The following is a 25,637-nucleotide window of genomic DNA, read 5'->3' on the forward strand; positions in this document are numbered from 1 at the left end:
TATGACCACCCTGAATCTCAACACCCTCAGCGAGCGCATCAAGGCGCACAAAACGGCTCTGGTGCATATCGTTAAGCCGCCGGTCTGTACCGAACGCGCGCAGCACTATACCGAAATGTATCAGCAGCATCTGGACAAGCCGATCCCGGTACGTCGCGCGCTGGCCCTCGCCCACCACCTGGCAAAACGCACCATCTGGATCAAGCACGATGAGCTGATTATCGGTAACCAGGCCAGCGAAGTGCGTGCCGCGCCGATCTTCCCGGAATATACCGTCTCCTGGATTGAGAAAGAGATTGACGATCTGGCGGACCGTCCAGGTGCAGGCTTTGCGGTGAGCGAAGAGAATAAACGCGTTCTGCATGAAATCTGCCCGTGGTGGCGCGGCCAGACGGTACAGGATCGCTGCTACGGTATGTTTACCGACGAGCAGAAGGGCCTGCTGGAAACCGGCATCATCAAAGCGGAAGGCAACATGACCTCCGGTGACGCACACCTGGCGGTGAATTTCCCGCTGGTGCTGGAGAAAGGGCTCGACGGCCTGCGCGCGAAAGTAGCCGAGCGCCGCTCGCGCATCAACCTGACGGTACTGGACGATCTGCACGGCGATCAGTTCCTGAAAGCCATTGATATCGTGCTGGAAGCCGTAAGCCTGCACATCAGGCGCTTCGCCGATCTGGCTCGTGAGATGGCCGCCAGCGAAACCCGCGACAGCCGCCGGGACGAGCTGCTGGCGATGGCGGAAAACTGCGACATCATCGCCCACCAGCCGCCAAAAACCTTCTGGCAGGCGCTACAGCTGTGCTACTTCATTCAGTTGATTCTGCAAATTGAGTCCAACGGTCACTCTGTCTCCTTTGCCCGTATGGACCAGTACCTTTACCCGTACTATCGCCGCGACGTGGAGCTGGACCAGAGCCTGGATCGCGAGCACGCCATCGAGCTGCTGCACAGCTGCTGGCTGAAGCTGCTGGAAGTGAACAAAATCCGCTCCGGCTCGCACTCCAAAGCCTCTGCGGGCAGCCCGCTGTATCAGAACGTCACCATTGGCGGCCAGAAGCTGGTCAACGGCGAGCCAATGGACGCGGTCAACCCGCTCTCCTACGCAATTCTGGAATCCTGCGGCCGTCTGCGCTCCACCCAGCCAAACCTGAGCGTGCGTTACCACGCGGGGATGAGCAACGACTTCCTCGACGCCTGCGTGCAGGTGATCCGCTGCGGCTTCGGGATGCCGGCGTTTAACAACGATGAAATCGTCATCCCGGAATTTATCAAGCTCGGCGTGGAACGGGACGATGCCTATGACTATGCGGCGATTGGCTGCATAGAAACCGCCGTCGGCGGAAAGTGGGGCTATCGCTGCACCGGCATGAGCTTTATCAACTTCGCCCGCGTGATGCTGGCAGCGCTGGAAGGCGGTCGCGATGCCACCAGCGGCCAGGTATTCCTGCCGCAGGAAAAAGCGCTTTCGGCCGGTAATTTCGGCAATTTCGACGAAGTGATGGCGGCGTGGGATAACCAGATCCGCTACTACACCCGCAAATCCATTGAGATCGAGTACGTGGTGGACACCATGCTGGAAGAGAACGTCCACGATATTCTCTGCTCGGCGCTGGTGGATGACTGCATCGAACGCGCGAAAAGCATTAAGCAGGGCGGCGCGAAGTATGACTGGGTTTCCGGCCTTCAGGTGGGGATCGCCAACCTCGGTAACAGCCTGGCCGCGGTGAAGAAGCTGGTGTTTGACCAGGGCGTTATCGGTCAGCAACAGCTGGCGGCGGCGCTGGCGGATGACTTCGAGGGGCTGACCCACGAGCAGCTGCGCCAGCGCCTGATCAACGGCGCGCCGAAGTACGGCAACGACGACGACAGCGTGGACCTGCTGCTGACCCGTGCCTACGAAACCTACATTGAAGAACTGAAGCAGTATCACAACCCACGCTACGGCCGTGGCCCGATTGGGGGTAACTACTACGCGGGCACGTCGTCTATCTCCGCAAACGTACCGTTTGGCGCAGCAACCATGGCGACGCCGGACGGACGTAAAGCGCACACCCCGCTGGCGGAAGGGGCAAGCCCGGCCTCCGGTACCGACCACCTCGGCCCGACGGCGGTGATTGGCTCCGTGGGTAAACTGCCGACAGAAGCGATCCTCGGCGGCGTGCTGCTTAACCAGAAGCTGAACCCGTCGACGCTGGAAAACGACAGCGATCGCCAGAAGCTGATGGTGCTGCTGCGCACCTTCTTCGAGGTGCATAAAGGCTGGCATATTCAGTACAACATTGTCTCGCGCGAAACGCTGCTGGAAGCGAAGAAACACCCTGATCAGTATCGTGACCTGGTGGTGCGCGTCGCGGGTTACTCGGCGTTCTTCACCGCCCTGTCACCGGATGCGCAGGACGATATTATTGCCCGTACCGAGCATACGCTGTAACGGTTTATCCCCTCTCCCTTGAGGGAGAGGGTTAGGGTGAGGGGGAAATGCGCACGCTGATGCCCTCACCCCGGCCCTCTCCCACGGGGAGAGGGAGAAAACACTAAAAACGGCAACTTCGGTTGCCGTTTTGCTTTGACTTTCGAATGAAATTAAATTTGTGCTCCCCGTCACCTTGTTATTAGAATGTTTCAAAACGCAGTGACCCAGGAGCACAGTATGACCGTAAAAGTTATCGTCACCGATATGGACGGAACTTTCCTTGATGATGCCAAGCAGTACGATCGTGACCGCTTCCAGGCACAGTTTGAGCAGCTTAAAGCCCGTAACATCGAATTTGTTGTCGCCAGCGGCAACCAGTATTACCAGCTCATCTCCTTTTTCCCGGAGCTGAAAGATCAGATCTCCTTCGTCGCGGAAAACGGCGCGCTGGTGTTCGACCACGGCGAACAGATTTTCCACGGTGAGCTAACGCGTCATGAGTCGCAGATCGTCATTGGTGAACTACTGAAAGACAAAGGGCTGAATTTTGTGGCCTGCGGGCTGGAGAGCGCGTACGTCAGCGATAAGGCTCCAGAAGCGTTCGTGAAGCTGATGTCGAAACACTACCATCGCTTAAAACCCATCAGCGATTACCGCGACATTGACGACGTGCTGTTTAAATTCTCCCTGAACCTGCCGGACAGCGATATCCCGAATCTGGTCGATAAACTGCATGTCTCCCTGGACGGCATCATGAAGCCGGTTACCAGCGGCTTCGGTTTTGTCGATTTGATTATCCCGGGCCTGCACAAAGCCAACGGCATCAGTCGTCTGCTGAAACGCTGGAAAGTCTCCCCGCAGGCGTGCGTCGGCATTGGCGACAGCGGCAACGATGCGGAAATGCTGAAGCTGGTGAAATATTCATTTGCGATGGGCAATGCGGCAGAAAGCATTAAAGCGGTCAGCCGTTACACTACCGACGATAACAACCATCAGGGCGCGCTGAATGTGATTCAGGCCGTGCTCGACGCCCACTCCCCGTTCGACGTCTGATCCCCTACCTGCCGGAGCCTCACTCCGGCCCCTTCACTCTTTTTCCATCCTGTGGCGCCCGTCAAGGTTTTAAACTTGCATTAACTTATTTTTAACTTAAAGTATCACTTGTAGACACTTTTACTTTCGAATGAAAGATGCGAGGCAGTTATGACCTTTACCAGCGAAACGTTGCCAGCGGACCACAAAGCGGCAATTCGTCAGATGAAACGCGCGCTACGGGCCCAGATCGGTGACGTGCAGGCAGTGTTCGACCGGCTTAGCGACAAAATCGCCGCCCGCGTGGCGGAAATTAACGCCCTTAAAAATAAAGGTGAATCCGTATGGCCGGTAATCCCCTTTACGGATGTGAAAAACGGTACGATCACCGCCGAACAGCGCGAAGCGGTTAAACGTCGCGGCTGCGCGGTGATCAAAAGCCACTTCCCGCGCGAGCAGGCGCTGGCATGGGATCAATCGATGCTCGACTACCTCGATCTGAATAAGTTTGACGAGGTTTACAAAGGACCCGGCGATAACTTCTTCGGCACCTTAACGGCCTCTCGCCCGGAGATTTATCCGATCTACTGGTCTCAGGCGCAAATGCAGGCGCGCCAGAGTGAAGAGATGGCACAGGTACAGTCGTTCCTGAACCGTTTATGGACATTTGAGAGCAACGGTAAGCAGTGGTTCGACCCGGACGTGAGCGTAATTTATCCGGACCGCATTCGCCGCCGCCCACCAGGAACAACCTCGAAAGGACTTGGCGCACACACCGATTCCGGCGCGCTGGAGCGCTGGCTGCTGCCCGCTTATCAGCAGGTCTTTGCCCGCGTGTTTGACGGCAACGTTGAGAAATACGATCCGTGGAATGCTGCGCATCGTACCGAGGTGGAAGAGTACACGGTGGATAACACCACCAAATGCTCCGTGTTCCGCACCTTCCAGGGCTGGACGGCACTGTCGGACATGATCCCCGGCCAGGGGCTGCTGCACGTGGTGCCGATCCCGGAAGCGATGGCTTACATTCTGCTGCGTCCGCTGCTGGACGACGTGCCGGAAGACGAACTGTGCGGCGTGGCGCCGGGGCGCGTGCTGCCGATTTCTGAGAAGTGGCATCCGCTGCTCATCGAAGCGTTGACCAGCATTCCCGCGCTGGAAGCCGGTGATTCTGTCTGGTGGCACTGCGATGTGATCCACTCGGTCGCGCCGGTGGAAAACCAACAGGGCTGGGGCAACGTGATGTATATTCCTGCCGCGCCGATGTGCGAGAAAAACCTCGCCTACGCGAAAAAGGTCAAGGAAGCGCTGGAAACCGGCGCGTCACCGGGAGATTTCCCGCGCGAGGATTATGAGAAAAGCTGGCAGGACCGTTTCACCGTGAACGATCTGAACATCCACGGCAAGCGCGCGCTGGGCATGGCTTAACTGTCGTAAAGCCCTTCCCGCTCAACGGCGGTGCGTCGTTTTCCCTGACGTATCCGCCGTACCGATTCCCGCACGGCCAGCGTGCCGTTCAGCAGCAATGTTCCGACCGGCGCGTCCGGGCGCATCAGCCGCTGCTGGAGCATATATACCGCTTCTGTTCCCAGCTCATCGCGCGGGACATGCACCGCCGTCAGAGGCACATCCTGAATCGCCGCGAGATTAAACCCGTCAATGCTCATCACCGAGACATCCTGCGGCACGCGCAGACCGTGTTTTTGCAGGGCGCTGATGGTCCCCGCCGCCATAAAGTCGCCGCCCACCAGGAACGCCGTCGGCAGATCTTTCCCTTTTTGCTGGTGAAGCCACTCACTCACCAGTTGCTCCGTCTCTTTGGCGCTGAAGCTTGGCACCATCAGCAGATCGCGCCGGTCGCTAAACCTGAGGTTATGGCCGTGCCACGCGTCGCGGATCCCCGACAGGCGCAGCTCCATGGTATAGCGACGCAGACACAGCACATTCATCACCTCCCGGTGCCCCATCTCGAACAGGTACTCCGCCGCCCGCTCGCCAATGGCGCGGTGATCCGGCGCGACGGCGGGCAGGCGCATATGGCGGTCCCGGCAGTTAATCAGCATGCAGGGTTTGCCCACGTCTACCGCCAGATCGTGGATATGCGGATCGTCGATACCGAGAAGGATCGCCGCCTGGGTGTCCACTTCGTTCATGCGGGCCAGAAACAGCTGGGCATCGCTGTCGTTCTCCTCCAGCGCACAATAGCGCAGGCGAACCTCGTGCGAGGCCAGCCCTTTGCTCACGCTCTGGATGACGCGGTAGTAAAAGATGTCAGACCGCTCGTCAAACGCCCGCTGCGGGGCAAACACCATCAGGCTGTTAAGCAGCAGACGCCCCGCCGCCATGCCCTCCATTACCCCCAGCTCCCGCGCGCATGCCAGCACCGTTGCCCGTGCTTTTTCGCTGGTGTTTGCCTTCCCCGCCAGCACGCGGGAAACGGTGCTGATGGAGAGCCGGGTACGGGCGGCGATTTCGGTGATTTTAAGCCTTTTATCCATTTTGTGATCTGGCTCCGGATGTGAAATGAAAAAATTTTCACAACATCTTTATCAGGTAATAACTTGCGAGAAGGCCATAATGCCGAAAATTAAACCTCGGTTATGAGAAAGTTTGCACAAAATCCACTATTTCCTGCTCAATTTCTCTCTTAAGGTGAACCTGTCACACAACTTCCATACTAGTTGTATAGCAGCTTAGCACTCTAAAACAGATAACTTTCAAACGCCTGACGCTGTGTGACACCTGAACCTTTGTCCCTTACCGTCCGTCTTGTGGAGAAGAAAATGAGTCAGGACATCAACAACACCGTTGCGACAAGCAAAACCCGTCGCGTCATTAAGAATCTGCGCTGGTACGTACTGGTGCTGTTTCTTCTTGGCGTGACCGTAAACTACATCACCCGTAACTCGTTAGGTATTCTCGCCCCCGAGCTGAAAGAGAGCCTTGGTATCACCACCGAGCAATACTCGTGGATCGTCGGCGCGTTCCAGATCGCCTATACCATTTTCCAGCCCCTTTGCGGCTGGCTGATTGACGTTATCGGCCTCAAGATTGGCTTTATGGTCTGCGCCGGGATTTGGGCGCTGATGTGTATCTTCCACGCAGGTGCCGGGAGCTGGCTGCATCTCGCGATCCTGCGCTTCTTTATGGGCGCGTCCGAAGCCGCCGCCACGCCAGCGAACGCCAAAACCATCGGTGAATGGTTCCCGAAATCAGAGCGTCCTGTTGCCGCCGGTTGGGCGGGCGTGGGCTTCTCCATCGGTGCGATGCTGGCTCCGCCAATCATTTACTTCGCTCATGCGTCGTTCGGCTGGCAGGGTGCGTTTATGTTTACCGGCGTGCTGGCGCTGCTGTGGGTGATCCTGTGGTGGATCTTCTATCACAACCCGGAGCAACACCCGAACCTGAGCCGCGACGAGCTGGCGTTTATCAAACAGGATAACGAACCCGCACCGGTCAGGCTGCCCTTTCTGACCGCGCTGAAAACCGTCTCGAAGAACAAACGGTTCTACGGTATCGCCATTCCGGCCTTTATGGCGGAACCCGCCTGGGCGGTGCTGAGCTTCTGGGTGCCGCTGTACCTCGCCAAAGAGCACGGCATGGATTTGAAACAGATCGCGATGTTCGCCTGGCTGCCGTTCCTCGCCGCCGACCTCGGCAGCGTGGCGAGCGGCTACCTCACCCGGCTTTATACCCGCTGGTTCGGCTGCACCCGCGTCAACTCGGTGGTGGCAAGTTCAGTGACCGGCGCGTTTTTGATGATTTCTCTGGCCGTTGTGGCCGTGACCCGCGACCCGTATATCACCATCGTGCTGATCTCCATCGGCGGTTTCGGCCACCAGATTATCTCCTGCATGCTGAGCGCGCTGGTCGTGGAGTCGTTCGACAAGGGCCAGATGGCGACGGTTAACGGCATGCGCGGCTCGGCGGCGTGGATCGCCAGCTTCCTGTTCTCTCTTTTGATTGGGGTGACCGCCGACAAAATCGGCTTCAACCCGCTCTTTATCGCCATGGGCTTCTTTGACCTGATTGGCGCTTTCTTCCTGGTGGCATTTATTGCTGAACGTCGCGCCAAGCGCGCCTGATAGTGGATGTATTGCATATGAAAACCCTGAAAAACTGGACCATCGATACGCAGTCAGCGAATCATCTGGAACTGCTGGTGGATAACCAGCACCGTCTGTGCCTGTATGTGCTGGAAGAGAATCTGTTCCGCGTGCTGATCAAGCGTAAAGGCCAGCTGGCGCTGGACCGCACCTGGAGCATCGCGCCGGAACAAGACGTACCGTGGGAAGGCCGCCGTCGCGACGATGTCAGCGGCTTCACCTGCCCGGCCTGGACACTGACGCAGCAGGGCGATGCGTTAACCGTAGCGACCGAACAACTACGCGTCATCGTCCACCAGCCCCTGTGGCTGGAGTGGCACTACCGCAATGAGGCGGGCGAGTGGCAGCCGTTGGTCAATGACCGCCCGACCAGCGCCTACCTGCTGAACGCCCACGGTGACGGCGTGGCGCACTATCTCAGCCGTCGCAATGATGAACGTTTTTACGGTCTGGGTGAGAAAGCGGGGGATTTACAGCGCAACGGCAAACGCTATGAGATGCGTAACCTGGACGCGATGGGCTATAACGCCGCCAGCACCGATCCGCTGTACAAGCACATCCCGTTCACCCTCACCCGTCGCGATGACGTGAGCTACGGCCTGTTCTACGATAACCTGAGCAGCTGCTGGCTGGATCTGGGTAACGAGATCGACAACTATCACACCGCCTACCGCCGCTGGCAGGCGGAAGCGGGCGATATTGACTACTACCTCTTCACCGGCAAGCGCGTGCTGGACGTGACGAAAGCCTTCGTGCGCCTGACGGGGAAAACGCTGTTCGGACCGAAGTGGAGCCTGGGCTACAGCGGCTCAACCATGCACTACACCGACGCGCCGGACGCGCAGGACCAGCTGATGAACTTCATCCGCCTGTGCGATGAGCATGCCATTCCGTGCGACTCGTTCCAGCTCTCCTCCGGCTATACCTCGATTAACGGCAAGCGCTACGTCTTTAACTGGAACTACGACAAAGTGCCGCAGCCGAAGGTGATGAGCCAGGCGTTCCACGACGCGGGGCTGCGGCTTGCGGCAAACATCAAGCCGTGTCTGTTGCAGGATCATCCCCGCTACGGCGAAGTGGCGGAACGCGGCCTGTTCATTCGCGATTCAGAAACCGATGCGCCTGAACGTTCCAGCTTCTGGGATGACGAAGGATCGCATCTCGACTTCACCAACCCGCAGACGGTGCAGTGGTGGCAGAACGGCGTGACCACGCAGCTGCTGGAGATGGGCATCGACTCCACCTGGAACGACAACAACGAATATGAAGTGTGGGACGGGGAAGCGCGCTGCTATGGCTTCGGCCAGGAGATCGCCATCAAGCATATTCGCCCGGTGATGCCGCTGCTGATGATGCGCGCCTCGCTGGAAGCACAGCAGCGCTTTGCGCCGGATAAACGTCCGTATCTGATCTCCCGCTCCGGCTGTGCCGGAATGCAGCGCTACGTTCAGACCTGGAGCGGCGACAACCGTACCAACTGGGACACCCTACGCTATAACATCCGCATGGGCCTGGGCATGAGCCTCTCCGGACTGTTCAACGTCGGTCACGACGTCGGCGGTTTCTCCGGCGACAAGCCGGATGCCGAGCTGTTCGTGCGCTGGGTACAGAACGGCGTGATGCATCCGCGCTTTACCATCCACTCGTGGAATGACGATCGCACCGTGAACGAACCGTGGATGTACCCGGGCGTGACCCCTGCGATTCGTAGCGCCATTGAACTGCGCTATCGCCTGCTGCCGTACCTCTACACCCTGCTCTGGCAGGCGCACGCCGACGACGAGCCGATGCTGCGCCCGACCTTCCTCGATCATGAGCACGATGCGCAGACCTTTGAAGAGTGCGACGACTTCCTGCTGGGCCGTGACCTGCTGGTGGCCAGCGTCGTCGAAGCCGGGCAGCGCGAGCGCCGCGTCTGGCTGCCGGATAACGAAACCGGCTGGTACGATTTTTACACCCACGCGTGGTATGCGGGCGGGCAATCGATCGTCCTTGATGCGCCGCTGGAAAAGCTGCCGCTTCTGGTGCGCGCAGGGGCCGGTTTGCCGCTCAGCGAACGCATCCGTCACGTGAGCGCCGATAAAGACGATACCCGCGAGCTAAAACTGTTCCCGGTGAAAGGCGTCGGCACCACCTCCGGGCTGCTGTTTGAGGATGACGGCGAAAGCTGGGGCTACCTGAACGGCAATGCGCTGTGGGTGGAATGGGAGATGGTGTGCGACGGCGCAAGTATCAACCTGAAGGTGAATGCGCGCGGCGACTATCGTCCGGCATGGAAGGCACTGAAGGTGTCGTTACCGACGGGGGAAAAACGTACGCTGCGGGTGAACGGGGTTGAAGGAGGCGAGTGGGTGGTTTAGTGCGGCCTGATGCCCTCACCCTAACCCTCTCCCACAGGGAGAGGGGATAGAACGTAGGCCGGGTAAGGCGAAGCCGCCACCCGGCTATTTTTTTAACTCTCGATACCTTTACTGCGCAGGTAATCTTCGTAGTTACCGGTGAAGTCCACCACGCGCTCTGGCGTGATTTCGATCACGCGGGTCGCCAGGGAGCTGACGAACTCACGGTCGTGAGAGACGAAGATCAGGGTGCCCTGATACATCTCCAGCGCCATGTTCAGGGATTCGATCGATTCCATATCCAGGTGGTTGGTTGGTTCGTCCATCACCAGGATATTCGGTTTTTCCATCATCAGCTTGCCGAACAGCATACGGCCCTTTTCACCACCGGAGAGCACTTTGGCGGGCTTTTTGATGTCGTCCTGGCTGAACAGCAGACGCCCCAGAATGCTGCGTACCGCCTGCTCGTCGTCGCCTTCCTGCTTCCACTGGCTCATCCAGTCGAAGACGGTCAGATCGTTTTCGAACTCATATTCATGGTCCTGCGCGTAGTAACCAATCTGCGCGTTTTCAGACCATTTCACGGTACCGTTATCCGGTTGCATTTCGCCCACCAGAGTTTTCAGCATAGTGGATTTACCCACGCCGTTGGCGCCCAGGATAGCAATCTTCTCGCCCACTTCCAGCAGCAGGTTGAAGTTTTTGAACAGCGGGCCTTCATCGAAGCCTTTGGTGAGGGCTTCCACTTCCAGCGCGTTACGGAACAGCTTCTTGTCCTGCTCGAAGCGGATGAACGGGTTCTGACGGCTGGAGGCTTTTACCTCTTCGAGCTTGATTTTGTCGATCTGACGGGCACGCGACGTTGCCTGGCGCGATTTAGAGGCGTTGGCGCTGAAGCGGCTCACGAAGGATTGCAGGTCCGCAATCTGCGCTTTCTTCTTGGCGTTGTCGGCAAGCAGACGTTCACGCGCCTGGGTTGCCGCCGTCATGTACTCATCGTAGTTGCCCGGATAAACGCGCAGCTCGCCGTAATCCAGATCCGCCATGTGCGTACACACCATGTTAAGGAAGTGACGGTCGTGCGAGATGATGATCATGGTGCTGTCGCGATCGTTCAGGGTCTGCTCCAGCCAGCGGATGGTGTCGATGTCCAGGTTGTTGGTCGGTTCGTCGAGCAGCAGGATGTCCGGGTTAGAGAACAGCGCCTGCGCCAGCAGCACACGCAGCTTCCAGCCTGGCGCAACTTCGCTCATCGGACCATAGTGCTGTTCAACAGGAATGCCGACGCCCAGAAGCAGTTCGCCCGCACGCGCTTCCGCAGAATAACCGTCCATTTCGCCGTACTGCGTTTCCAGGTCGGCCACTTTGTAACCGTCTTCTTCGCTCATCTCAGCGAGACCGTAGATACGATCGCGCTCCTGCTTCACTTCCCACAGCTCCGCATGCCCCATGATCACGGTGTCGAGCACGGTGAACTCTTCGAAGGCGAACTGATCCTGACGCAGCTTACCGATACGCTCGTTCGGGTCGAGCGAGACGTTGCCCAGCGTCGGCTCCAGGTCACCGCCGAGGATCTTCATAAAGGTGGATTTTCCGCTACCGTTGGCACCAATCAGGCCGTAACGGTTGCCGCCGCCAAATTTGACGGAAATATTTTCGAACAGCGGCTTACTGCCAAACTGCATAGTGACGTTGCTGGTAACTAACACGGAGAGATTCCTGCGAAAAGTGTGATAAACGCGGCATTATGCCACAATTCCGAATTGAGATCCTGTGTTGCGGTAATCCACTAAACTTTAACAAAATCGAAAAAAATGTGATTTCGTACACATCTGAATTCCCAGTTAACGGGAATGCACATATAATGCGCTCCCATTACAGATTCAGACTTCTCAACTCATCGCCAGAATGGCTTAGATACCTCGCATAACATGAACATGAAATTAACAACGCTTTTTGCGGCGGCGTTAGCCGTAGTAGGTTTTTGTAAGACCGCGTCTGCGGTGACGTATCCCCTGCCGACAGACGGAAGCCGTCTGGTGGGTGAAAACCAGGTGGTGACGGTTCCGGAAGGTAACACTCAGCCGCTGGAATACTTCGCGGCGCAGTATCAGCTCGGCCTGTCTAACATGCTGGAAGCGAACCCGGGCGTTGACCCGTATCTGCCGAAAGCGGGTACCGTACTCAACATTCCACAGCAGCTGATCCTGCCGGATACCGTGCACGAAGGTATCGTGATTAACAGCGCCGAAATGCGTCTGTATTACTACCCGAAAGGCACCAACACCGTGATCGTGCTGCCTATCGGTATCGGTCAGCTGGGTAAAGACACCCCGCTGAACTGGACCACCAAAGTGGAGCGTAAGAAAGCGGGCCCAACCTGGACGCCGACCGCCAAAATGCACGCTGAGTACATTGCTGCCGGTGAACCGCTACCGGCCGTTGTGCCTGCTGGCCCGGATAACCCGATGGGTCTGTACGCGCTGTACATTGGTCGTCTGTATGCCATCCACGGTACTAACGCCAACTTCGGTATCGGCCTACGCGTAAGCCACGGCTGCGTACGTCTGCGTAATGAAGACATCAAATTCCTGTTCGATAACGTGCCGGTCGGTACGCGCGTGCAGTTCATTAACGAACCGGTGAAAGCGACGTCAGAGCCGGACGGCAGCCGTTACATTGAAGTGCATAACCCGCTGTCCACCAGCGAAGATCAGATCAACAACAACGAAATCGTACCGATTAAGCTGACCAGCGCGGTGCAGTCCGTTACCTCTCAGGCGGATGTTGACACGACCATCGTTGACCAGGCGATTCAGAACCGTTCCGGTATGCCGGTGCGTTTGAACTAATCGCGAGCACGAACAAAGCGGGCCTCGAGGCCCGCTTTTTTTTATCCGTTATTCACAATTACGATGCCGCCATGATCATAGCGATAGTGACAATGGGCGTACTCCAGCGGCGTACCATCTTCCAGATAGATCACCTGCTCGACCTCCAGCACCGGGTCGGTTGGCTCACAGACCAGATGCTGCATATCCAGCGCACTGGGCTTCAGCGCCCGCACCACACGATACGATCCCATGATCTTCAGCCCCAGCGTCTCCTGCACATACCGGAATACCGAACTTTCAAGATGGGTTTTGTTCAGCCCGGGCACCAGATTGAGCGGCATCACCGTGGCGTCCAGGGACATCGGCTCACCGTTGAGTAAACGCAGACGGATGAAGTCATAGATCGGCGTATCCGGATTTATCATCAGCGAGGCCTGCTCTTTCTCGTTCGGGAAGCGAAGTTCGAAGTGCACCACCTGGCTCGACACCGTGCCTAAATGTTCCCAGGTTTTGGTCGCCCCAAAGTAGTCGCTGCCGGAGAGATCCCACTGGGAAAGCTGGAGGAAATTTTTGCGGATGAACGTGCCCTGTCCCTGCCGGGTATAGACCAGCCCTTCTACGATCAGCTGACGCATCGCCTGCTGAATGGTCATCCGGCTGGTGCTGAATTCCGCCGCCAGCGCGAACTGGTCCGGCAGCGGTTCATTGGCGGCGTACTGCTGGGTAATAATGCGTTTCTTAATTTCCCGCGCTATGGTGATGTACTTCGCCGCCATCTTCCTTCCTTAAATTAGTTTTCTGTCCCGCTGTTTTTCAAGGCCACTCGCTCGGCCACCTTGAGGAAAGGCAGGTAGAAGAATACACCAAATACGATGATTGCCAACTGCACCACCACCGCCCGCCAGTCCCCCGCCGTCGCCAGCCAGGCGCTGAGGATCGGCGGCGTGGTCCACGGGATCATCACCACGCAGCGCGACATCAGACCCAGCGTGGTACAGAGCCACGCAAAGTAAATCCCGATGGCGGGCAGCAGCACAAACGGGATCATCAGCGGCAGGTTAAAGACAATCGGCAGGCCGAAAATCACCGGCTCGTTGATGTTGAACAGACCCGGCGCCAGTGACAGACGCGCCATCTGCTTCGCTGATTTCTGTCTTGAGAAGATGAAGATAGCGATCAGCAATGAGATAGTGCTGCCCGTCCCGCCCACCATGCCAAAGGTCGGCACAAAGATGTTGTTGATGATGTGTGGGATCGGCTGGCCGTTGGCAAAGGCCAGCATGTTCTCGTTGGTGTTGATCAGCAGAAACGGCTCCAGCACCACGCTGTTGACTACCGACTGATGAATACCGAGCGTGAACAGGAAGTTACCGAAGCTGTAAATGAAGATCGTCCCGGGCAGACTGGTGTTGATCAGCCGCAGCGGCTGCTGAATGAATGTCGTAATGAGATGGATCAGATCCGTATGCAGCACGTTCGCCAGTATGGCCGCCAGCACCGCAAACAGGGAGAGCGTGAGGATTGTCGGGATCAGCGCGGTAAAGGATTTGCTCACCGCCGGAGGCACGTTCTCCCCCAGCGAAATGTGCAGCGCCTTCAGCCGTGAAATGGCGATAAACAGCTCGGTTGAGAGCAGCCCAATCAGCACCCCGGCGAAAATGCCGGTCGAGCCGATATTGGCGAACGTCAGCACCTGGGTGACGTTCACCGTGGCGTCGCTGCCGACAGGCGTAATCTGTAAGCGCATCGGCATCATGATGATGAAGCTGCTGACGGCGATAACCACTGCCGAGACCGGATTGTCGAAATCTTTGTTACGCGCCAGCGACCAGGCGATCATCGGTGCCAGCAGCAGCGCGGCGATGTTCAGCGTGCCGTTGATAATCGCCTCGCCCCACACCTTAAACTGCGTGAGCGTGTCGCCTTCCAGCACCCATGGAAACACGACGTTGTTCACCAGCACCGCCAGACCGGCGAGGATGAAAATCGGCATCACCGTGGCGAAAGCGTCCCGCAGGGATCGCAGGTGTACCTGGTTTGCCAGGCGCGCCGAGAACTCAACAAATTTATCGACAAAAGACTGCATGTGCGGTGTTATTTTTGTTTCAGACATAGCGGAGTATTCCCATCAATCAGTCACAAAAACGGCCCGGCAGCGTACGGCTTACATCTCGCGTCCGTTAGTATGGATAACCTGTTTTAACCACGCGTAGCTCTTCTTCGGCACGCGCTTAAGGTCTTTCAGGTCGTGATTTTCACGGTTGACGTAGACCACGCCGTAGCGCTTACGCATGTCACCCTGCGAGCTGAGAATGTCGATTAAGCCCCAGCCGAGGTAGCCCATTACCTCTGCCCCGTCCTCGAATATTGCCGCTTTCATCGCCTCGATGTGCGCCCGGTGGTAGTCGATGCGGTAGGTGTCCTCGATCGGGTTTACCCCGTCCCAGGACTCGATCACGCCGATGCCGTTTTCAATCGGGAATACCGGCATCCGCCAGTCGTTGGCATAGCGGGTGATGATGGTGCGAAAGCCCAGCGGGTCGATCTGCCAGTTCCACTCGGTGGCTTTCAGGTACGGGTTATTTTTCTCGCCATGCAGCAGGTAATGGTTCACCGGCGTGCCTTCCGGGATGGCATCGCTGTCCAGCGTTTTGCTGGCGTAATAGCTGAAGGCCAAAAAGTCGTTCTTCGTGCGCGCAAACAGCGCGAGATCGTCTGCGCGGTAGATATCACCGAAGCCCTCCTGCTCCACCACCGCCATCACCGCCGGGCTGTAGCCCTGTCCCGCGAAGACGCGCAGCAGGTTCTGGTTGAGGAATTCGTCGTACTGCTGGGCGCAGAAGATATCACGCGGTTTGCAGGTGGCCGGATAAATCAGCTGGTGCGCCAGCATGCCGCCCATCAGCTTGCCTGGCTTAGTCTGGTGCAGGTATTCGGTCAGAGTCATGTGCGCCACCATCGCATGGTGCTGAAGCTCATACAGCTCGCGCAGGGTTTGTTCACCTTTCATGTAACCGGAAATGCGAAAAGCTTCCGGCATATGGAAAATGTTCTGCTCGTTGAAGGTCAGCCAGTACTTCACGCGATCGCCGTAGCAGTCGATCATCTTCTTGCCGTAGCGGATAAAGGCCTCCATCACCCGGCGTTCGTTGAAGCCGTTGTACTCCTGCGCCAGCGCCAGCGGCATATCGAAGTGGTAGAGGCAGACCATCGGCTCAATACCGCGGGCGAGCAGATCGTTAATAAAGCGGTCGTAAAACGCGATACCTTCGGCGTTGAACTCGCCGTCACCCTGCGGGCAGACGCGGCTCCAGGAGATCTGGAAGCGGTAGCAGTTCATGCCCAGATCCTGCATCAGATCGAAATCTTCCCGGTAGCGGTGGTAGGAGTCGGTCGCCACTTTCCAGTCGGAGATGTTTTCTCCTGCTTCCCGAATGTCATATACCGACATCCCCTTCCCGCCCTCATTCCATGCCCCTTCCGTCTGCATGCTGGATACCGAGTTGCCCCATAAAAAGTTGGCTGGCAGTGATTTGTTCATGGTCTCTCCCTATATGACTAGTCATTTAAATTTCATGACTAGTCATATAGATCGAGATGAAACATCAGGCAAAGAGAAGGAGCATTTTTTGTGAGGTGGGTTGAAATAAAGACCAGAGATAGTAGCCCCGGTAAGCGAAGCGCCACCGGGGAAAAGGAAGGTTACTGCTGCGCGAGCTGACTACGACGGTATTCCCCCTGCCGCTCCAGCATCCAGCCTGGATATTCGCGCGGCAGCGCGCTGACGGCATCAAGCTGTTTAAGCTCGTCTTCGCTTAAGCGGATCCCGGTGGCGGCAATATTATCGTCCAGCTGATCGACGCGTTTCGCACCAATAATGACGCTGGTCACCGCTTTTTGATGCAGCAGCCATGCCAGCGCGATTTGCGCCACGGAGACGCCCCTACGCTCGGCAATGACGCGCATTACGTCCACGCAGTCGAAGGCGCGATCTTTATTCACCGGCGGGAAGTCAAATTCCAGACGGCGGCCTCCGGTTTCGCTCTGCCCGTCACGACCGTATTTTCCGCTCAGCAGGCCGCCCGCCAGCGGGCTCCAGACCATCAATCCGACGCCTTCGCTCTGCATCATCGGCACCAGCTCGCGCTCCAGGTCACGTCCGGCAATGGTGTAATACGCCTGCAACGATGCGAAACGCGCCAGCCCAAGACGTTCAGAAATACCGAGCGCTTTGGCAATCTGCCACGCAGTCCAGTTCGAGACGCCGATGTATCGCACGTGACCGTGCTGCACAAGGTTATCCAGTGCGTAAAGCGTCTCCTCGATGGGGGTCGCGGGGTCGAAACCGTGCAGCTGATAGAGATCGATATGATCGAGCTGCAGGCGGCGCAGGCTCTCCTTTACGCTGTCGATAATGTGATAGCGCGAGCCGCCGCGTGAGTTCACTCCCGCCGTGCCCGTTTCACCAAACACCTTTGTGGCGACCACCACGTTTTCACGTGGAACGCTCAGGTTTTTCAGCGCCTGCCCGAGGATCTCCTCCGAGCGTCCTTCCGAATAGACGTCGGCAGTGTCGATAAAGTTGATGCCCGCGTCCAGCGCGCGGCCCACCAGCTGCTCGGCTTCGTTTTGCCTTAGCTGGCCAATCTTGCCCCACATGCCGCCCTCGCCGCCGAAGGTCATGGTGCCGAGGCAGAGTTCAGAAACAAACAGTCCGGTATTGCCCAGTTTTTGATAACGCATAACGCTTTCCTCGCATGTCGATTGGGTGTCTGTTAGTTATACCCGCCCCCCAGCCATCGCGAATGTGGCGTTCCTGTCCGTTTCTTGCCCAATCCTCTGAATCTATCCGCGCGGGGCATCGCCAAAGACGCTGTAGTCTGGCAGCTGAACCTGCTGATACGGCTCCCAGCCGCCGCCGAGGGCTTTGTAGAGCGCCACCAGGTCAAGCGCGCTCTGCACCTGCGCCTGCGCCCGCTGCTGTTCGGCCTGAGCGAGCTGACGCTGGGCGTCCAGCACGTCAATAAAACTGGCGATCCCCTGTCGGTAGCTGTCGCTGGCGAGATCAAAAGCGTTTTGCAGCGCGTCGATGGTTTTCGCCAGGCCCGCCTCACGCTGCTGGTCAGTGCGATAGCTCACCAGCGCGTTTTCAACGTCGCCGAGCGCCGTCAGCACCGTCTGACGATAGTCCAGCACCGCCGCCCCTTGCTGTGCGCGGGCCACCTTGACGCTGGAGACCAGCCGACCGCCCTGGAAGATGGGGATGGAGACCTGCGGACCGAAGCTGTAAAAGTGGCTGCTCCAGTCGGTCAGCCAGCCGGATTCGCTGTTACGCAGGCCAAACTGCCCGGAGAGGGTGAAGCTTGGGAACAGTTCGGCTACCGAGACGCCAATTTGCGCCGTAGCGGCATGGAGGTTCGCCTCAGCTTCGCGCACGTCCGGGCGACGACGCGCCAGCGTTGACGGAATGCCGGTTTGCACAATATCCGGCAACGCTGGCATCGGCTGCACGGATTGTAATTCGGCATCCAGCGCCCCCGGCGGTTTGCCGAGCAGGATGGCCAGCCCGTTCATCGCCTGGCGTTCCTGCGCCTGATACTGCGGCAATTGGGCTTCAAGATTGCCCAGCTGCGCCCGGGCGTTTTCTACGTCCATCTGCGGTGACAGCCCGCCCCGCTGGCGGCTTTCGGTCAGATCCAGCGTCTGCTGCGCGCTTTCAATTTGCGTATTAAGCGTGGCAATGATGCTCTGCGCCCCTCGCAGCTGTAGCCACGCCCGCGCCACTTCGGCTTCCAGCGAGACCAGCGCATCGTTACGCTGCTCGATCGCCGCCCGCTGCTGCGCCTCGGCCGCTTCTACCTGACGGCGCACCTTGCCCCACAGGTCGATTTCCCACTGAGCGTCGAAGCTGCCCTGATAGAGGTTAATCGGCTGCGTCAGCGGGCCTAACGCGCTTCGCAGCTGCGGATCGACATTATTCAGCTGGTCATACACGCCGTGGGATTTCAGCTCCCCTTCCAGCCCAAGCTGCTGGCGCGTCGCCTGCACATTGCCATTCACCGACGGGAAAAACGCCCCGCCGGCCTGGTTAATCTGTTCGCGCGCGCCGGCAATGCGTAATACGGTTTGCTGTAGCGTCAGATTTCCGGCGATGGCGCGTTCAATCAGGCTGTCGAGCTGCGGCGAGCCGAAGGTTTTCCACCAGCGCGGGTTGGTGGCGGCGGAGGACGTTTGTGATTTCACCGCGCCGTCGCCCTTATCGTTCCAGTGCGTGGTGGCGGGCGGTGCAGGCTGTTGGTAGTCCGGCCCGACGGCGCAGCCCACCAGCAGCATCATTATCATCAGGGGGTGTAAACGTCTGTGTATCATCAGTGTGCTCCTGCACTCCCCTCGCTCTTAACCGGCGAGAGCAACAAACAAAACGGAATCAGTAAGAAGGCCACCGCGCTCAGAATGGTGAAGACGTCAATGTAGGCCAGAAAGCGCGACTGCTCGATCATGGTCTGGTACATCCGCCCGGTGGCAATGCCGGTCGGATCGCCCACCTGAGTGGTGAAGTTCTGGATCGCCTGGGCGCTTTCGCGTATCGCCAGCTGGAACTGCTCATTAAACGGCGAAGCGTGGTAAGCCAGATGCGCGCTGTGCGCCTGCGAGCGCTCGGTGATCGCCGCCGTCGAGAGCGAAATCCCAATCGAGCCGGCCACGTTGCGGAACATGGTAAACAGCGCCGCCGCGTCGGCGTTAAGCCGCCTCGGGATCGAGATAAAGGCGATGGTGGTGAGGGGCACAAACAGGAACCCGAGTCCAATCGACTGGGCGCTGCGGAACAGCACCAGCGTTTCGAAATCGATATCCGGTGTCAGCGTCCGGGACCAGAAGAAGGACACCGCCAGGCAGGTAAAGCCGAAGGCGATGATCCAGCGCGTCTGCACCACCGGCATCAGCTTCAGTACCAGCGGAATAGTCAGCACAATCAGCACCGCGCCGGGCGAGAGCACCAGCCCGGACCAGGTGGCGGTATAGCCCAAATCCTGCTGCGCCAGTTGCGGAATAACCACCGAACTGCCGTACAGGATCATCGCCATCCCCGCCATCAGCAGGCTGGAGATCGCAAAGTTGCGATCCTTCATACAGTGCAGATCCACCACCGGCTTTTTGGCATACATCAGCCAGTAGATCGCGCCGATAATGCCGACCAGCGTCAGTACCGCGAAGGTGCGGATAAAGTTCGAATAGAACCAGTCATCATCTTCGCCCCGGTCGAGCATCACCTGCAAACAGCCAAGTCCGAGAGCGATCAGGCCGATCCCCGTCCAGTCGACGGTGAGCTTCTCTTCCGACTTTTTCTCCCACGGCGGATCTTCCAGCAGCTGATAGATGGCCAGCACCGTAACAATCCCTACCGGAATATTGATAAAGAACACCCAGCGCCAGGAGTAGTTATCGGTGATCCAGCCTCCCAGCGTCGGGCCAAGTACCGGCGCGACGATAATGGCAATGGATGAAAGGCCAAAGGCTTTGCCCCTGTCCTCCGGCTTGAAGTAATCAAGCAGCACCGATTGCTGCGTGGGCTGCAACCCGCCGCCAAAAAAGCCCTGCATCACACGGAACAGGATGATTTGCCAAAGCTCGGTGGCGATGCCGCACAGGAACGAGCAGATGGTGAACATCACAATGCAGATCAGGAAGAACTGCTTGCGGCCAAACAGCCGGCTCAGGAAGGCCGAGATCGGCAGCACGATGCCGTTCGCCACCAGGTAGCTGGTGAGCACCCAGGTAGATTCGTCATAGCTGGCCGAGAGCGACCCCGCGACGTGGGGCAGCGCCACGTTGACGATGGTGGTGTCCAGAATTTCCATAAACACCGCCAGGGTGACCACAATCGCCACCGCCCACGGGTTACTGGCGGGCTTCCAGTTTTCGTGGCTGCTGTCCGTCATTCCACGGTGACCTTCGGTTCAACCGACAGCCCCAGCGGCAGCGGTTTGTTCGGATCCAGCCCCTTATCAATGACGATTTTCACCGGCACGCGCTGAACGATCTTCACAAAGTTACCGGTGGCGTTTTCCGACGGGAAGGCGGAGAAGCGCGAGCCGCTGCCCTGCTGGATGCTGTCAATATGGCCTTCGAGCGCCATATCCGGCCAGGCATCGACGGACACGGTCACTTTGTCGCCCGGCTTCATACGTTCAAGCTGCGACTCCTTGAAGTTCGCCACCACCCACACGTTCGGGGAAACCAGCGAGAACAGTGCCGTGCCTGCCTGCACCAGCGTACCAGGCTGGACGTTGCGTTTGGTGACAAAACCGTCGAACGGGGCGCGGACTTCGGTATAAGAGAGGTTCAGGTTGGCGGTTTCCAACTGCGCTCTGGCCTGATCGACCTGCCGTTCGCGGGCTTCGACGTTAGTCTCCTGCTGGCGGATTTGCAGCTGGACCTGCTCCGCCACCTCCAGCTGCGCCTGCGCGCTGGCCAGACCCGCCTGGGCACTCCGCAGTTGAGCGTTCGCGGCATCGATGCTTTGTTGTGTGGTCGCGCGGGGGTCAACGCCGCGCTGACGGCGGTACTCCGCCTGAGCGTTGGTCATATCCGCCTGGGCTTTCAGTACCTGGGCTTTGGCTTCATCGCGCTGGGCGGGATATTGCACCTTCGAGAGCGCCAGCTGCGCCTGCGCCTGATGCAACTGCGCAACCGCCAGCCCAAGCTGGGCCTGAGCCTGATCGCGCTGGGCGGTGGTATCACGCGGATCGATCACCACCAGCACATCCCCTTTCTTTACACGCTGGTTATCCCGCACGCGAAGTTCGGTAACGTAGCCTGCCGTTTTTGGGGCAATGGTCACTACGTCGCCGTCGGTGAAGGCGTCGTCGGTGGTCTCTTCGTTACGGGTCAAAAACCACCAGACCAGCGCCACAATCACCATCACGATGACCACGATGCCAAGGATAATTAACGGTTTTTTGCCCGGGCGCTTGCGCTCGTTATTGTTTTGATCCTGCCCGTCAGCAGGTGGATTTTGATCTTCTGCCATAGTTCAGCAACGGTCCTGTCAGTGAGCGGCATCACACTATGCCGTTCACTAAAGCTAGGACGTTGCTATACATTTGCCAGGAAAAACTGACAAATTGCGCACTATATGAGAAGGAATAGTCCGAAACCGACCGCCGCAGACCAGAGCAGCATTGGGATTGACCATAAATGGAAGCGCCACCAGATGCGGCGATCGTTGGCCATCCGCAGGGCGATGAGGTTGGCCAGCGAGCCGGGCAGCAGCCCAAAGCCGCCGACGTTGACCGCCCACGCCAGCAGAACCGTTGGGGGAACATAGTTAAGCAGCAAAATGGTGGACGGCACGTTACTGATCACCTGCGAGAGACCAATCGCCGTCAGCCATAGTCCCGGTTGCGACAGACCGCTGACGCTATGGAGAACGGTCTGCAATACCGGGAGCTGGATCAGCAGATGCACGTCAATAAACATCGCCATAAACACCAGCAGCAGCGTCCAGTCAACACTCACCAGCACCCGCCGGGCGAGGAACAGGAAGCCACACGCCACCAGCAGCGCGCCCGCCAGCGCCTGGTTTAACTCCAGCGCGGTAATGAAAACGATATACAGTCCCAGGCAGCTCCAGACGAGACGCGGCTGCCACTGGGGGCCGGTGGTACCGCTGTGGTACTGCAACGATTTATTCGGGAAAGCAAACCAGCCCACCACCAGCAGCGTCGCCACGATCGCCAGCGCCAGCGGCGCCATCTGCCAGGTAAATGCGGTAAACGACAGGCCGGAGCGTCCCCACAGCAGAATGTTCTGCGGGTTACCGATCGGCGTGAGCAGCGAGCCTGCATTGACGGCCAGCGCTTCAAAGATAATCAGACGGGTAACCGGTATTTCGCACAGCTTACGCAGCGTGAGCGTAAGCGGCACCACGATAAACAGCGCTACGTCATTAGTGAGGAACGTCGACAGCAGCGCCGCCGAAAAGACCATGAACAGAGCCAGTTTGCGCTCGGTGGCGAAGCGGCGCACCATTTTGCGCCCCAGCACGTCAAAATAGCCGCTCAGCTCCACGCCTTTGGTGAGCATCATCAAACCGCTCAGGGTAATAATGGTGCGCCAGTCTATGGCCGCCGGCCAGGTGTGCGGCGTGAAGGGCACAAAGACGCTGAGCCCAACGCCAGTGATAAGTAAAAGATGGAAAAAACGATCGCGTTTCAGGGCCTGCAAGCCGGGGATGTTCATTCAGCGGCGGGGCCATATTTGAGCGTAAATTCGCGGAACTTCACCAGCGTCTCTTCGCTGACGTGGTGTTCCATACCTTCGGCATCCCGACGGGCAATTTCCGGGCTGACGCCCAGCACCAGTAAAAAATTCTCGACGATCTGATGGCGCTCGCGGCTCTCCTGCGCCAGCTTTTCGCCTTCAGCGGTGAGAAACACCCCGCGCCAGGGGATCATCTCGATCAGCCCGACCGACGCCAGACGTTTTAACATTTTGGCAACGGTTGGCTGCGACACCCCCAGGCGTGCGGCCATATCCACCTGGCGCGCTTCTCCAACTTCACGAATCAGATCGGAGATCAGTTCGACATAATCATCAATCAGCTCCCGGCGGTGCGCCTCACGCACCTGACGGAAGCCTTCCACATGCTCTTCAACGTTCACCAGTTGCGTCGTTTTTTTTGTTGTTGGCTTACCTGCGCGACGGTTCATTGTGCTTCCTCAATGGGTTGACGCTTCCAGCGCCCTGTAACGGAGCGCACATTGTAAACCATAGCTCTACAAGCACAAAAAATTAACGAATTAGCCATAGCTATACAATATAGCCTGTGCTATATCTGTATGTAATGCAGTCACCCTTCACGGATCGAAGGGATCATGAATCAGGAGGTCTTATGAATGAATTCAAGAGGTGTATGAACGTGTTTACCCACTCTCCTTTTAAAGTGCGTCTAATGCTGTTGAACATGCTGTGCGATATGTTTAACGCCAAACCGCATCAGGACGACAAATCTTCTCACTAAGCGGCGTCGCGGCACGCCGCTTCATTTTCCTGTCACACTTTCGTTGTAAACTCGCTTTTTCCTGATTATTTTTGCGGATTTGCAGCCCCCTTCGCAAAACATCTGTTTAGCAACTGTTGACCTTGATTCACGCTCGCACTATCTTCTTGCAGCCCTGCACAATTTGCGGCTTCGCTGAAGCGGACCTCCATTCCCTTTCCACGCACTGTCCGGCAGGCTTTGACCCTTGACGCCAGGGTGAGCACATGGCGTTTTCGTGATAGTGATCTATGAACGTAACCCTGATTGATACACTTGTTACCCGCAGCCGGGCCCTAAGCCCGTGGACGGGATTCTATTTTTTGCAATCGCTGTTGATTAACTTTGCTCTTGGCTACCCCTTTAGCCTGCTTTATGCCGTCGGGTTCACCTGCATTCTTCACCTGCTATGGCGAAGCGCACCGCGCATGCAGAAAGTGCTTATCGGGATCTGTTCTCTGGTGGCTGCCGCCTATTTCCCGTTCGGCCAGGCCTATGGCGCGCCGAACTTTAATACCCTGCTGGCGCTCCACTCCACCAATATGGAAGAGTCTACAGAGATCCTGACGATCTTCCCGTGGTACAACTACGTGGTTGGCCTTTTCATTTTTGCTCTCGGCGTGATTGCGGTTCGCCGTAAGCAGGTCGGGAAAAAAACATGGGGTAAAATTGAAAGCCTGTGCCTGGCCTTTAGCGTAGTGACGCTTTTTGTTGCGCCGGTACAAAATCTGGCCTGGGGCGGCGTGTTTAAGCTTAAAGATACCGGGTATCCGGTGTTTCGCTTCGTTAAAGACGTGGTAGTGAATAACGAGGAAGTGCTCGACGAGCAGGCGCGTATGGCCGAGCTTTCCACCATGAAAGATACCTGGAACGTGCTGGCGGTGAAACCGAAGTATCACACCTATGTGGTGGTGATCGGTGAAAGCGCGCGTCGCGATGCGCTCGGCGCGTTTGGCGGTCACTGGGATAACACGCCGTTTGCCAGCTCCGTCAACGGTACGCTGTTTACCGATTACGTGGCGGCCAGCGGTTCGACGCAGAAATCTCTCGGTCTGACGCTCAACCGTGTCGTGGATGGAAAACCGCAGTTTCAGGATAATTTTGTCACCCTGGCCAACCGGGCAGGTTTTCAGACGTGGTGGTTCTCCAACCAGGGGCAGATCGGCGAGTATGATACCGCCATTGCCAGCATCGCGAAGCGTGCCGACGAGGTACAGTTCCTGAAAAGCGGTGATTTCGAAGCCGATAAAAACACAAAAGATGAAGCGTTGCTAAAAATGACCGCGCAGGTCTTTGCCACTCAGCGCACCCAGCCGCAGCTGATCGTCCTGCACCTGATGGGGTCACACCCGCAGGCATGCGATCGTACCGGGGGAAAATATGCGGAGTTTGTGCAATCCAAAGAGACCTCGTGTTATCTGTACACCATGACGCAAACCGACGATCTGCTCAGCAAGCTGTACGCGCAGCTGCGCAACAGCGGCGATAGCTTCTCGATGGTCTATTTCTCTGACCACGGTCTGGCGTTTAAGGAGCGCGGTAAAGAGGTGCAGTATCTGGCCCACGATGACAAGTTTCAGCAGAACTTCCAGGTACCGTTTATGGTGCTGTCGAGTGATGACAAAACGCATCGCATCATCAAAGCGCGCCGTTCCGCGAACGATTTCCTGAAATTCTTCTCACAGTGGACGGGGATTAAGGCGAAAGAGATAAAAAATGATTACCCGTTTATCTCCGGGAAGAAGGGCCCGCCAGTTTACATTACCAACTTCAGGTTACAGAAAGTTGACTATAACCATCTGGGGACGGATATTTTCGATATTAAGAGTAAGTGATCTCTGCCGTCTCGTGCAGGCTGATGCCCTCACC

At 57.6% G+C, this 25,637-nt stretch carries 19 protein-coding genes; 8 read left to right on the forward strand and 11 right to left on the reverse strand.

All coding sequences use genetic code 11. The features are described from left to right. Position 1 precedes the first annotated feature (1 nt). The 3 genes from ACOTXC_RS12850 (at position 2) to ACOTXC_RS12860 (ending at position 4,876) form a co-directional block, all read left to right on the forward strand. Positions 2 to 2,434: a formate C-acetyltransferase/glycerol dehydratase family glycyl radical enzyme gene (locus ACOTXC_RS12850; RefSeq protein WP_046618562.1), complete on the forward strand. Its 2,433-nt coding sequence runs from the start codon at positions 2 to 4 to the stop codon at positions 2,432 to 2,434. 219 nt (positions 2,435 to 2,653) lie between these two features. Next, entirely contained in the window at positions 2,654 to 3,469 is an 816-nt protein-coding gene (locus tag ACOTXC_RS12855) for a Cof-type HAD-IIB family hydrolase (protein ID WP_023299662.1), read from the forward strand. A 150-nt stretch (positions 3,470 to 3,619) separates the two neighbouring features. Continuing rightward, positions 3,620 to 4,876 carry a DUF1479 domain-containing protein gene (locus tag ACOTXC_RS12860; protein ID WP_022647538.1) on the forward strand — a complete coding sequence of 419 codons (1,257 nt, stop codon included), beginning with the start codon at positions 3,620 to 3,622 and terminating at the stop codon, positions 4,874 to 4,876. Here the strand turns inward: ACOTXC_RS12860 and ACOTXC_RS12865 are convergent. Next, positions 4,873 to 5,946, reverse strand: coding sequence for a LacI family DNA-binding transcriptional regulator (locus ACOTXC_RS12865; RefSeq protein ID WP_063850241.1), 1,074 nt, complete (start codon positions 5,944 to 5,946; stop codon positions 4,873 to 4,875). The genes ACOTXC_RS12860 and ACOTXC_RS12865 overlap by 4 nt on opposite strands. Positions 5,947 to 6,231: 285 nt before the next feature. Between ACOTXC_RS12865 and ACOTXC_RS12870 the strand changes: the two genes are divergently transcribed. Further along, entirely contained in the window at positions 6,232 to 7,533 is a 1,302-nt protein-coding gene (locus ACOTXC_RS12870; RefSeq protein ID WP_023299659.1) for an MFS transporter, read from the forward strand. A gap of 17 nt (positions 7,534 to 7,550) precedes the next feature. After that, positions 7,551 to 9,914 (forward strand): TIM-barrel domain-containing protein, encoded by a 2,364-nt coding sequence (locus ACOTXC_RS12875; protein WP_038415727.1) that lies wholly within the window; start codon positions 7,551 to 7,553, stop codon positions 9,912 to 9,914. 92 nt (positions 9,915 to 10,006) lie between these two features. On the opposite strand, the gene ACOTXC_RS12880 is transcribed toward ACOTXC_RS12875, so the two are convergent. Beyond that, positions 10,007 to 11,602: an ABC-F family ATPase gene (locus ACOTXC_RS12880; protein WP_022647534.1), complete on the reverse strand. Its 1,596-nt coding sequence runs from the start codon at positions 11,600 to 11,602 to the stop codon at positions 10,007 to 10,009. 222 nt (positions 11,603 to 11,824) lie between these two features. Between ACOTXC_RS12880 and ldtB the strand changes: the two genes are divergently transcribed. Beyond that, on the forward strand, positions 11,825 to 12,745 hold the full coding sequence (ldtB, locus tag ACOTXC_RS12885; RefSeq protein WP_003858435.1) for a L,D-transpeptidase: 921 nt from the start codon (positions 11,825 to 11,827) through the stop codon (positions 12,743 to 12,745). Between the two features lie 41 nt (positions 12,746 to 12,786). Here the strand turns inward: ldtB and ACOTXC_RS12890 are convergent, their stop codons facing one another. From ACOTXC_RS12890 to mntR, 9 genes are all read right to left on the reverse strand, one after another. After that, positions 12,787 to 13,503: a GntR family transcriptional regulator gene (locus ACOTXC_RS12890; RefSeq protein WP_023305749.1), complete on the reverse strand. Its 717-nt coding sequence runs from the start codon at positions 13,501 to 13,503 to the stop codon at positions 12,787 to 12,789. 14 nt (positions 13,504 to 13,517) lie between these two features. Next, complete coding sequence (locus ACOTXC_RS12895; RefSeq protein WP_150311961.1) at positions 13,518 to 14,840, reverse strand: PTS sugar transporter subunit IIC; 1,323 nt, start codon at positions 14,838 to 14,840, stop codon at positions 13,518 to 13,520. A gap of 51 nt (positions 14,841 to 14,891) precedes the next feature. Further along, on the reverse strand, positions 14,892 to 16,268 hold the full coding sequence (locus ACOTXC_RS12900) for a glycoside hydrolase family 1 protein (RefSeq protein WP_421767726.1): 1,377 nt from the start codon (positions 16,266 to 16,268) through the stop codon (positions 14,892 to 14,894). A gap of 161 nt (positions 16,269 to 16,429) precedes the next feature. Further along, positions 16,430 to 17,470, reverse strand: a complete 1,041-nt coding sequence (locus ACOTXC_RS12905) for an aldo/keto reductase (RefSeq protein WP_063148407.1) — start codon at positions 17,468 to 17,470, stop codon at positions 16,430 to 16,432. A 102-nt stretch (positions 17,471 to 17,572) separates the two neighbouring features. Beyond that, positions 17,573 to 19,096 (reverse strand): efflux transporter outer membrane subunit, encoded by a 1,524-nt coding sequence (locus tag ACOTXC_RS12910; RefSeq protein WP_058646137.1) that lies wholly within the window; start codon positions 19,094 to 19,096, stop codon positions 17,573 to 17,575. Then, positions 19,096 to 20,667, reverse strand: coding sequence for a DHA2 family efflux MFS transporter permease subunit (locus ACOTXC_RS12915; RefSeq protein ID WP_022647529.1), 1,572 nt, complete (start codon positions 20,665 to 20,667; stop codon positions 19,096 to 19,098). The genes ACOTXC_RS12910 and ACOTXC_RS12915 overlap by 1 nt, the downstream gene beginning before the upstream one ends. Beyond that, entirely contained in the window at positions 20,664 to 21,758 is a 1,095-nt protein-coding gene (locus ACOTXC_RS12920; RefSeq protein ID WP_319853727.1) for an HlyD family secretion protein, read from the reverse strand. Before ACOTXC_RS12920 ends, ACOTXC_RS12915 begins: the two co-directional genes overlap by 4 nt. Before the next feature lie 101 nt (positions 21,759 to 21,859). Then, entirely contained in the window at positions 21,860 to 22,969 is a 1,110-nt protein-coding gene (locus ACOTXC_RS12925; RefSeq protein ID WP_023299650.1) for an anion transporter, read from the reverse strand. After that, the gene (mntR, locus tag ACOTXC_RS12930; protein ID WP_022647526.1) at positions 22,966 to 23,439 is read right to left on the reverse strand and encodes a manganese-binding transcriptional regulator MntR; all 474 of its coding nucleotides are present in this window, start codon (positions 23,437 to 23,439) and stop codon (positions 22,966 to 22,968) included. Before mntR ends, ACOTXC_RS12925 begins: the two co-directional genes overlap by 4 nt. 182 nt (positions 23,440 to 23,621) lie before the next feature. On the opposite strand from mntR, the gene mntS reads away from it, so the two are divergent. Together mntS and ACOTXC_RS12940 are read left to right on the forward strand one after the other, a co-directional pair. Further along, a complete protein-coding gene (gene mntS, locus ACOTXC_RS12935; protein WP_022647525.1) occupies positions 23,622 to 23,750 on the forward strand; it encodes a manganase accumulation protein MntS in 129 nt (42 codons plus the stop codon). A 269-nt stretch (positions 23,751 to 24,019) separates the two neighbouring features. Continuing rightward, the gene (locus ACOTXC_RS12940; RefSeq protein WP_023299649.1) at positions 24,020 to 25,603 is read left to right on the forward strand and encodes a phosphoethanolamine transferase; all 1,584 of its coding nucleotides are present in this window, start codon (positions 24,020 to 24,022) and stop codon (positions 25,601 to 25,603) included. Positions 25,604 to 25,637: the final 34 nt, after the last annotated feature.

Source organism: Enterobacter cloacae complex sp. IR5428 (genome assembly GCF_049238585.1).
GTDB classification, from domain to species: Bacteria; Pseudomonadota; Gammaproteobacteria; order Enterobacterales; family Enterobacteriaceae; genus Enterobacter; species Enterobacter intestinihominis.

What these genes read in the sequence shown, in the direction of transcription:
- ACOTXC_RS12890 (WP_023305749.1), bottom strand. Translation starts at nt 13,503, where the DNA reads ATGGCGGCGAAGTACATCACCATAGCGCGGGAAATTAAGAAACGCATT.
- ACOTXC_RS12860 (WP_022647538.1), top strand. Translation starts at nt 3,620, where the DNA reads ATGACCTTTACCAGCGAAACGTTGCCAGCGGACCACAAAGCGGCAATT.
- ACOTXC_RS12855 (WP_023299662.1), top strand. Translation starts at nt 2,654, where the DNA reads ATGACCGTAAAAGTTATCGTCACCGATATGGACGGAACTTTCCTTGAT.
- ACOTXC_RS12915 (WP_022647529.1), bottom strand. Translation starts at nt 20,667, where the DNA reads ATGACGGACAGCAGCCACGAAAACTGGAAGCCCGCCAGTAACCCGTGG.
- ACOTXC_RS12900 (WP_421767726.1), bottom strand. Translation starts at nt 16,268, where the DNA reads ATGAACAAATCACTGCCAGCCAACTTTTTATGGGGCAACTCGGTATCC.
- ACOTXC_RS12865 (WP_063850241.1), bottom strand. Translation starts at nt 5,946, where the DNA reads ATGGATAAAAGGCTTAAAATCACCGAAATCGCCGCCCGTACCCGGCTC.
- ACOTXC_RS12905 (WP_063148407.1), bottom strand. Translation starts at nt 17,470, where the DNA reads ATGCGTTATCAAAAACTGGGCAATACCGGACTGTTTGTTTCTGAACTC.
- ACOTXC_RS12895 (WP_150311961.1), bottom strand. Translation starts at nt 14,840, where the DNA reads ATGTCTGAAACAAAAATAACACCGCACATGCAGTCTTTTGTCGATAAA.
- ACOTXC_RS12910 (WP_058646137.1), bottom strand. Translation starts at nt 19,096, where the DNA reads ATGATACACAGACGTTTACACCCCCTGATGATAATGATGCTGCTGGTG.
- ACOTXC_RS12875 (WP_038415727.1), top strand. Translation starts at nt 7,551, where the DNA reads ATGAAAACCCTGAAAAACTGGACCATCGATACGCAGTCAGCGAATCAT.
- ACOTXC_RS12920 (WP_319853727.1), bottom strand. Translation starts at nt 21,758, where the DNA reads ATGGCAGAAGATCAAAATCCACCTGCTGACGGGCAGGATCAAAACAAT.
- ACOTXC_RS12870 (WP_023299659.1), top strand. Translation starts at nt 6,232, where the DNA reads ATGAGTCAGGACATCAACAACACCGTTGCGACAAGCAAAACCCGTCGC.
- ldtB (WP_003858435.1), top strand. Translation starts at nt 11,825, where the DNA reads ATGAACATGAAATTAACAACGCTTTTTGCGGCGGCGTTAGCCGTAGTA.
- mntR (WP_022647526.1), bottom strand. Translation starts at nt 23,439, where the DNA reads ATGAACCGTCGCGCAGGTAAGCCAACAACAAAAAAAACGACGCAACTG.
- ACOTXC_RS12940 (WP_023299649.1), top strand. Translation starts at nt 24,020, where the DNA reads ATGAACGTAACCCTGATTGATACACTTGTTACCCGCAGCCGGGCCCTA.
- ACOTXC_RS12925 (WP_023299650.1), bottom strand. Translation starts at nt 22,969, where the DNA reads ATGAACATCCCCGGCTTGCAGGCCCTGAAACGCGATCGTTTTTTCCAT.
- mntS (WP_022647525.1), top strand. Translation starts at nt 23,622, where the DNA reads ATGAATGAATTCAAGAGGTGTATGAACGTGTTTACCCACTCTCCTTTT.
- ACOTXC_RS12850 (WP_046618562.1), top strand. Translation starts at nt 2, where the DNA reads ATGACCACCCTGAATCTCAACACCCTCAGCGAGCGCATCAAGGCGCAC.